This window comes from Acetobacter musti (assembly GCF_011516835.1).
Classification (GTDB): Bacteria; Pseudomonadota; Alphaproteobacteria; order Acetobacterales; family Acetobacteraceae; genus Acetobacter; species Acetobacter musti.
This window is the reverse complement of record NZ_WOTB01000009.1, coordinates 149,068-155,775: the sequence shown is the minus strand read 5'-3', so window position 1 is coordinate 155,775 and position 6,708 is coordinate 149,068. Positions and strand designations below refer to the sequence as shown.

6 protein-coding genes, 1 tRNA gene and 1 pseudogene are annotated in these 6,708 nt (G+C 55.0%); 5 read left to right on the top strand and 3 right to left on the bottom strand.

Features of this window, described 5'->3' with window-relative positions; all coding sequences use genetic code 11:
- Positions 1–763, top strand: a pseudogene (locus tag GOB93_RS08940) (hypothetical protein); the annotation flags it as partial.
- 26 nt (positions 764–789) lie between these two features.
- Here the strand turns inward: GOB93_RS08940 and GOB93_RS08935 are convergent.
- Together GOB93_RS08935 and GOB93_RS08930 are read right to left on the bottom strand one after the other, a co-directional pair.
- Positions 790–1,362 carry a recombinase family protein gene (locus tag GOB93_RS08935; RefSeq protein ID WP_173583148.1) on the bottom strand — a complete coding sequence of 191 codons (573 nt, stop codon included), beginning with the start codon at positions 1,360–1,362 and terminating at the stop codon, positions 790–792.
- 127 nt (positions 1,363–1,489) lie between these two features.
- A complete protein-coding gene (locus GOB93_RS08930) occupies positions 1,490–2,023 on the bottom strand; it encodes an RNA 2'-phosphotransferase (protein WP_173583147.1) in 534 nt (177 codons plus the stop codon).
- Positions 2,024–2,247: 224 nt separating this feature from the next.
- Between GOB93_RS08930 and GOB93_RS08925 the strand changes: the two genes are divergently transcribed.
- The 3 genes from GOB93_RS08925 (at position 2,248) to GOB93_RS22220 (ending at position 5,601) form a co-directional block, all read left to right on the top strand.
- Positions 2,248–3,528 (top strand): hypothetical protein, encoded by a 1,281-nt coding sequence (locus GOB93_RS08925; protein WP_173583146.1) that lies wholly within the window; start codon positions 2,248–2,250, stop codon positions 3,526–3,528.
- Between the two features lie 685 nt (positions 3,529–4,213).
- A complete protein-coding gene (locus tag GOB93_RS21500) occupies positions 4,214–4,531 on the top strand; it encodes a helix-turn-helix domain-containing protein (RefSeq protein WP_242010648.1) in 318 nt (105 codons plus the stop codon).
- Between the two features lie 146 nt (positions 4,532–4,677).
- Positions 4,678–5,601: a tyrosine-type recombinase/integrase gene (locus GOB93_RS22220; RefSeq protein ID WP_408742376.1), complete on the top strand. Its 924-nt coding sequence runs from the start codon at positions 4,678–4,680 to the stop codon at positions 5,599–5,601.
- Here the strand turns inward: GOB93_RS22220 and GOB93_RS08915 are convergent.
- Positions 5,552–5,626, bottom strand: a tRNA-Val gene (locus tag GOB93_RS08915). The genes GOB93_RS22220 and GOB93_RS08915 overlap by 50 nt on opposite strands.
- Positions 5,627–5,807: 181 nt before the next feature.
- Between GOB93_RS08915 and GOB93_RS08910 the strand changes: the two genes are divergently transcribed.
- Positions 5,808–6,698 carry an N-formylglutamate amidohydrolase gene (locus GOB93_RS08910; protein WP_173583145.1) on the top strand — a complete coding sequence of 297 codons (891 nt, stop codon included), beginning with the start codon at positions 5,808–5,810 and terminating at the stop codon, positions 6,696–6,698.
- Positions 6,699–6,708: the final 10 nt, after the last annotated feature.

The following is a 6,708-nucleotide window of genomic DNA, read 5'->3' as shown; positions in this document are numbered from 1 at the left end:
ACGCCTATCACTGTATCCTTCATCTGCCGTCCTTTCGCGCAGTCGTTTCTTCCAACGACCATTCTGGCACATTGCGATGCCGTGCGGGGAGGACGGCAACCACCCCATCTCACAGGAGCGGAAAGAAGCAAAGGAACGGATTGACGGCCTGATCCAGTTCCGGAGTGATCTGGCGTCCTACGTGCGGATGTATGAGTTTTTCAGTCAGATGCTGAACTACGGCAATCCGGATTATGAAAAATTGTACCTGTTCGCGAAAATGCTCTGGCCGCTGCTGAAGTTCGACCGTGAGCGTGAGACCATCGACACAACGACTTTGCGTCTGACGCATCACCGTATGAAGGACCTTGGCAAGCAGAAGCTTGGGCTGAAGAACGAAGCCGGTGACGGGCTGGAACCGATAAAGGAAGCCGGGTCGGGGCAACCGCAGGAGAAGGTGAAAGTTCAGCTTTCCCGTATCATTGAGGCAATCAATGACCTGTTCGAAGGTGATCTGACGGATGGAGACAAGGTGGCGTTTGTTACCGGACTGGAAACCAAGTTGGCAGAATCAGAAAAACTGCGGGAGCAGGCAAAGGCCAACACCAAGGACCAGTTCGCCAACTCACCCGATCTTCAGGAAGAAGGACTGAATGCGACCATCGAACTGATGGAGGCGCATGAAAAGATGGGCAAACAGATGCTGAACGATAGCTCGCTGTTGCGTGCCGTTATTGCTGCTATCGTGAAGCAGGGCGGGTTATGGGAGGGATTCCAAGGGTAATAGCTGGTCAGAAAATCTGGGGCTGGTCATTTTGAGTGCGGGGTAATGGCCCCGACGTATTTGTACAGCGTTGTCCGCGAGACATTATACCGTCGCGCTACGTCTGTTACCCGGATATCAGGATCGCGCAATAGCGCCCTGATTTCTCGTAGCTGCTTGTCATGGAGCTTGGGTTTCCGACCTCCAGAACGGCCTCTGGCGCGTGCCGCGGCAAGGCCGGCATAGGTTCGTTCACGGATCAGGCTACGCTCAAACTCAGCCAACGCAGCGAATACATGAAAAACTAACTTACCTGCGGCACTTCCGGTTTCTATCTTCTCGGAGAGGCTCTCAAAGCTTACTCCACCGCGTTCAAGATCTGCCACGATGTGTACGAGGTCAGGCAGACTGCGGCCAAGTCGGTCAAGCCGCCAGACGACAAGCGTGTCGCCACTCCGCAAAGCCTTTCGGCATTGTTCAAGCTCGGGGCGCGCTGCATTTTTGCCGCTGGCTGTCTCCTCATAAATAACGCGGCAGCCAGCTTGCTGAAGTGCATCACGTTGCAGGTCCAGGTGCTGGTCTTCCGTAGAAACACGGGCGTAACCGATCCGTTGATTCATTGACTAAACCTGAACATTGAAAACTGGACGAGAATATTAACAAGATAAGTATGACCACGCGACGCTGCAAAGCGGATTTTTATGACGTTCAGAAAACCACCGTTTTCTGGACAGACCCCCACACACACTAAAAGGTCAGATAAACAGCTGAAACTATAGGGGTGAGCCACACACCGTTATCGGCCCGGTAGAAGGGAAACCCATCGAGGAACATCGCACCGGCCTCGATGCCCAAAATAACAGCCTTTCCGTGCCTTTCTCCAACACGTTGCGCCGTCGCCCGGTCGGCGGAAAGGTGGACCATTTGGCGGCGTCCCGGTTTCAGCCCTTCCCGGAAGATCGCATCGAGGTTGTCGCGGGCGGTACCGTGCCAGAGCCGGTCAGGCGGCTGGATGGCAGGCAGATCGAGATCAACCGGCAGGGAATGACCCTGTGCGGCCCGGATGCGCTGACCGTCCGGCGAGAGAGTGAAGCGCCGTTTGTCGTTCATCTCAACCACCCGTTGCAGGGTGGTGCGGTCGAACGGTTTACCCGCCCGCTTCGCCAGCCGGATCAGATCAGGAACCTTCGCCCAACCCTGCCCGTCCAGCGTCAGGCCGATCCGTTCAGGTTCATGCCGCAGGATCAGGGACAGCAACCGGGCGATTTCGCCATCTTTCATGGTGGTAGATTTCGCATAGGACTCGTTCCTCTCGAATGATGCTTACTTGTGTCGGGTCGTGTCGACCCCCGGAGCGCATATTAACGGGGGGGAGAGGGATTCGTGTCGTTCTATGAAAGTGTTCACGGGTGCAGGGTGTCCCTGCCACACTCCTAAGGCGGAGCCGGGTTTTCCATCGGAAAATAGGGGCTAGTGTGTTATCCCCATGACAGGGGGATAACCATGTGAAAGCACTCGTTGCAGTCCGTGTTCAGCAGATCAAAAGCATGGCTACTATCCGCATGGCGGAAGCTCATGGAAAGCGCGAAGATGAGGTCAGCGAAAAGCGCGTGGAAAAGAGCCGCACGGTTTTGAACCTCGTTGCCTCGCGATACAGCCCGGCCGCGCCCCTGGAACTGGAGATTGCGTACAAGGCATTCAAGGAAGCTACAGGTGCTTCTGAGGGAAAAGGGGCAGCAATCATGGCTCATATGATTGCCGTTATCTCCCCCGATGTCCTGGCGGAAACCGGCGACCCCAGAGATCCAAACAATCCACAGGTCCAAGCTCTCTTCGAACAGGCGCAGGCATGGGCGCGGTCGGAATTTGGCGAGGAATCCCTCATTGCGGCCCGTCTGGACGTGGACGAAAAGGGCGCGGGTGTCGTGGATCTGTTTGTGTGTCCGACTGCTATGCAGAGCGGCGGTCGTGGCCGAAAGCCGAAGCTGACGATTTCGGTCAAGTCAGGGTTGGAAGCTGTCGCTAAGAAATACCCCATGCCGCCTAATGAAGATGGAACGCCGGTGCTCAACAAATACGGGAGGCCAAAGAAAAAAAGGAACTATTCTGCCTTACAGGACAGTTGGGGGGATTGGGCCAGCCAGCACATAGATCAGCGTTTGCGGCGTGGTGATCCCAAAAAGGAAACGCAACGCAAGCATGTTCATGCTGACTTGCTGCGCGAGCGTGCGGAAGAACTGGATCGACGTGAACGCGCAATAGAGGAAAAAGAATGGAACACAGCCGAGATCGTCAGAGCTATCGGAAAAGATGAAATCCGTCTCTCCTTTCAAGGCGGTAAACATAAGACTGCGACAAGCACGACGCTTTCCGAAGAACGAAGAGCGGCATTGAAGCAGATGGTGCGCAGCCTTCCATCAGATACGCGCAGCATTTTAGCCGAGGTCACTGAGTTAAAACTGGACGCCACAGCAACCAAAGAGGCCGCACAAGAGAGTGGTCATGATGCCATTCTGAAGGCCATGCAGAGCGGGGCCGAAGCGTTTTATCGTCGGGAAGTTATAGGGGCAGAAGAAGCACCGGAGATGGGATGGCGGATCAACTATTCTGACCAGATCACCGAGCGTAGACGCAGTGTCCTTTCAGCCATTCTCGAACCGTTCCGGTCGGTAGTCGCGCCCTTTATCGCCGCCATTGCCCGAGCCGTGCGCAGGTGGGACGTCACAGCCAAGGAAGTCGCAGACGAGCGGAATGACAGCGGATGGGATTATGGGCCGGGGCTGTGACGCGATTTAGTCGCAAAATTCTCCGCTTCAGGAGCAAGCAGACTTGCCCGGCAAAAGACAGAGCAGACCCGGAGCGAGCGCAGCGTGGGAGCGCCGTAGGCCGCCGAAGGCGTCCGGGAGCATTCTACTGAAGAGCAGGATATACTGGGGGCAGGCTATGGCCTTGCTTCGGGGGAAATCTACATAAGCCTTTGAAAAAATGTGGAAGTAGATCCGCTCTGTAGTTTGCATGCATGATGCATGCATCATACTTTCATGACGAATGAATGCATGCTTTCAATGCATGCATTCATGGAAATAATGCAATCATTACTATAATGCACGCATTGAAAGCATGCATTTCTACAATAGACATTGTGGTCTATTGGTTTTTATTTGATATTATTATTCGAATGTGCATATGAAATAACAAGTTGTGGGGATGCGAGCTCGTAACACGCACCCCCACGCAGAACCGCAAAGAAACAACCTAGCGGCCTGCCTGGACTGGATATACGCCATATCGGGAGAACTTTCATCTCCGCAGATAAGGTCCAGTCACCAGATGGCTGCTTGTCGAGGAGACGAGCATTTGGGCAATATCTGCTATCTGCGAACCATAAAGATGGACCTCTTGCAAATCCCGATGAATGTTCCTGTTGCAGGAACGCTGTGCATGGCCATGCGTCTGTACGAGAAATGATCTATGATTCCGGGATTTCTTCATACGGAAAAGGAAGCGGCTGCTCTTTTGGGCGTGTCAGTGATTACTCTGCGCCGGGAACGGCAGGCGGGCCAGATCGGGTATCTCAAAATCCGTTGCCGCGTGCGATACACCAACTCTCATTTATCAGAGTATCTGACGAGAAACGAGCAATGCCCAACGCTTCCTTCAGAATCGGACAGTACTTTCTCGGGAAGCGTCCCAACTCAAATGCGTGGTGCGCATGCCATTATGATGCAAAAACAAGACAAACAAAACGAGCATCTCTCGGCACAATTGTTCTTCAAGAGGCGAAAATAAGGCTGGCAGAATATGTAACTGAGCATACAAATCGAAGAAATAAGCCCGTTTTAGAGACAAGCCTGGCGTCAGTTTTTCTGAGATATTATAAGAATCACAGTAAGCAAACCCGAAGTTCAGGACCAAACAGAAGGGCGCTGGAACTGATGCTGGACAGCGTGGAGCCCGGTGCTTCTGTGGCTGGGTACACAGTGGCCGAGCAGAAACGCATTGCTTCGTGCCTGCGAGGCAAGGGTTATTCTGCGGGTTATACCCGCCGCGTCATGGGTATCGCCGCTGCCGCGGTGAACTGGGCTTGGAAGAATGGCGAGATCGATCGTCAGATTCCGATTGTGCTGCCACCCGAGGGTGAGGGGCGCGAGCGCATTATGACGATTCAGGAGATGGCTCGGCTTTGGGAGACAGATATGCCGCCTCATCTTCGCATGTTTCTTGCACTTCTGATTGGAACGGCGTCACGCCCTGAGGCGCTTCTGCAACTCACTCGTGAGCAATGCGATCTGGGGCACGGGGTGATTGACCTTAACCCGCCAGGCCGTGCTCGAACGAAGAAGCGGAGACCACGTATCCCGGTGCCGGAGTTTTTGAGGTCATGGATTGAGAGCGTGGCCTCGGGTCATCTCGTGACCTACAAAGACAAGCCGATTCTCAAGATCAACGGAGCTTGGCGCGCCGCGCGCGAATCAGCAGGACTGCCGTCAGAAATCGTGCCCTACACAATTCGCCATACTATGGCGACCGAACTGATTACGCGTGGCGTACCAGAGATAGAAGTTGCCTCGCTCATGGGGCATGCCATGCCAAATCTCCGTACCACAGGCCGCTATGTGCACGTGCGTCCGGACTTCCTCGCAAACGCCAAGCAGGCTATTGACGAGGTCGCAAGCGCCATCGACCGGGTAGCAGCCCGATCGATGGTAAATTTCAACATGCGTGCTAACAGCGTGCTAGACTCAATTGCAAAGGATGGCACTCCGATGCATAAGTCTCAGAAAACCGTTGGTTTTCTGCCGGAACAGATGGTGGGCGCAACAGGGATTGAACCTGTGACCCCTACCATGTCAAGGTAGTGCTCTACCGCTGAGCTATGCGCCCATCCGTTCGGTAGCGCGGCTTCTACCGTCCTCCGAAGAAGAGTGCAACCCCATCGGATGCAAAACGTGTATTTTAGTGTCATCACACGAACGATTCCGTTGGACTGACACATATGAACTTCTGGCCGGATGCCAGCACTGATCAGAAAGCGCAGGCTTCTGAGACCTCTGAAAACGCCACCATGAATGCAGCGGCCGGTTCCGGCGGTTTCTGCACGGCTCCGGTCGCCGTCGTCCGGCCGCCCGGTCCTGCAATCCCCATGATCGTGTGCTCTCCGCATTCCGGACGTAACTATACAGCCGAGTTTCTGGCCCGCTCGCGGCTTCCGCTCGATATCCTCAGAAGCGGAGAGGATTTTCATGTCGATACCCTCATCGCCACCGCGCCTCAGTACGGCGCCACGCTGCTCTGCGCGACATTTCCCCGTGTGGTGTGCGATGTAAACCGGGCATCCTCCGATCTGGACCCCCGCATGGTGGAGAATGGCGACGAGACTCTGCTGATGCCAAGTGAGCGGGGCCGCGCCGGTCTCGGTAGTGTGCCCGGTGTCGTGTCAGGCGGCCGGCAGGTTTATGCGAATAAACTGTCCATGGAAGAAGCCGCGAGCCGGCTGCGGCAGTTCTGGTACCCTTATCATGCGGTCCTGAGAAAGCTGATCGATGAGATACGCGCAGAATATGGATTCTGCGTCGTGCTCGATATGCATTCGATGCCTCCCGGAGTGGACGGAACAAAAGCGGACATCGTCATCGGTGACCGTTTCGGTTCCTCCAGCAGGCCCGTATTCGTGCAGACTCTCGCTAAGTCCCTGCTGAGCCTCGGTTTCCGCGTGGCCCGCAATCATCCTTTCGCCGGCGGATTTATCACCAGTCATTACGGTCAGCCGCAGGACAACGTAAGCGTCATCCAGCTGGAAATGAGCAGAACATTATATATGTGCCCCCGGACCGGCGGCGGTTACGGTCTCAATCCCCGTTTCGCGGAGAAGGTGAGCCAGGTCATCGCAGACATGGCACGATGTGTCACTGAGCAGCAGGAACTCAGATGCGCCCGGCCCGAAGCAGCACAGTAATGCGGAAAAA

Excerpts from the sequence above, each read along its gene's own strand:
- GOB93_RS08910 (WP_173583145.1), top strand. The coding sequence starts at position 5,808 with ATGAATGCAGCGGCCGGTTCCGGCGGTTTCTGCACGGCTCCGGTCGCC.
- GOB93_RS21500 (WP_242010648.1), top strand. The coding sequence starts at position 4,214 with ATGATTCCGGGATTTCTTCATACGGAAAAGGAAGCGGCTGCTCTTTTG.
- GOB93_RS22220 (WP_408742376.1), top strand. The coding sequence starts at position 4,678 with ATGCTGGACAGCGTGGAGCCCGGTGCTTCTGTGGCTGGGTACACAGTG.
- GOB93_RS08930 (WP_173583147.1), bottom strand. The coding sequence starts at position 2,023 with ATGAAAGATGGCGAAATCGCCCGGTTGCTGTCCCTGATCCTGCGGCAT.
- GOB93_RS08935 (WP_173583148.1), bottom strand. The coding sequence starts at position 1,362 with ATGAATCAACGGATCGGTTACGCCCGTGTTTCTACGGAAGACCAGCAC.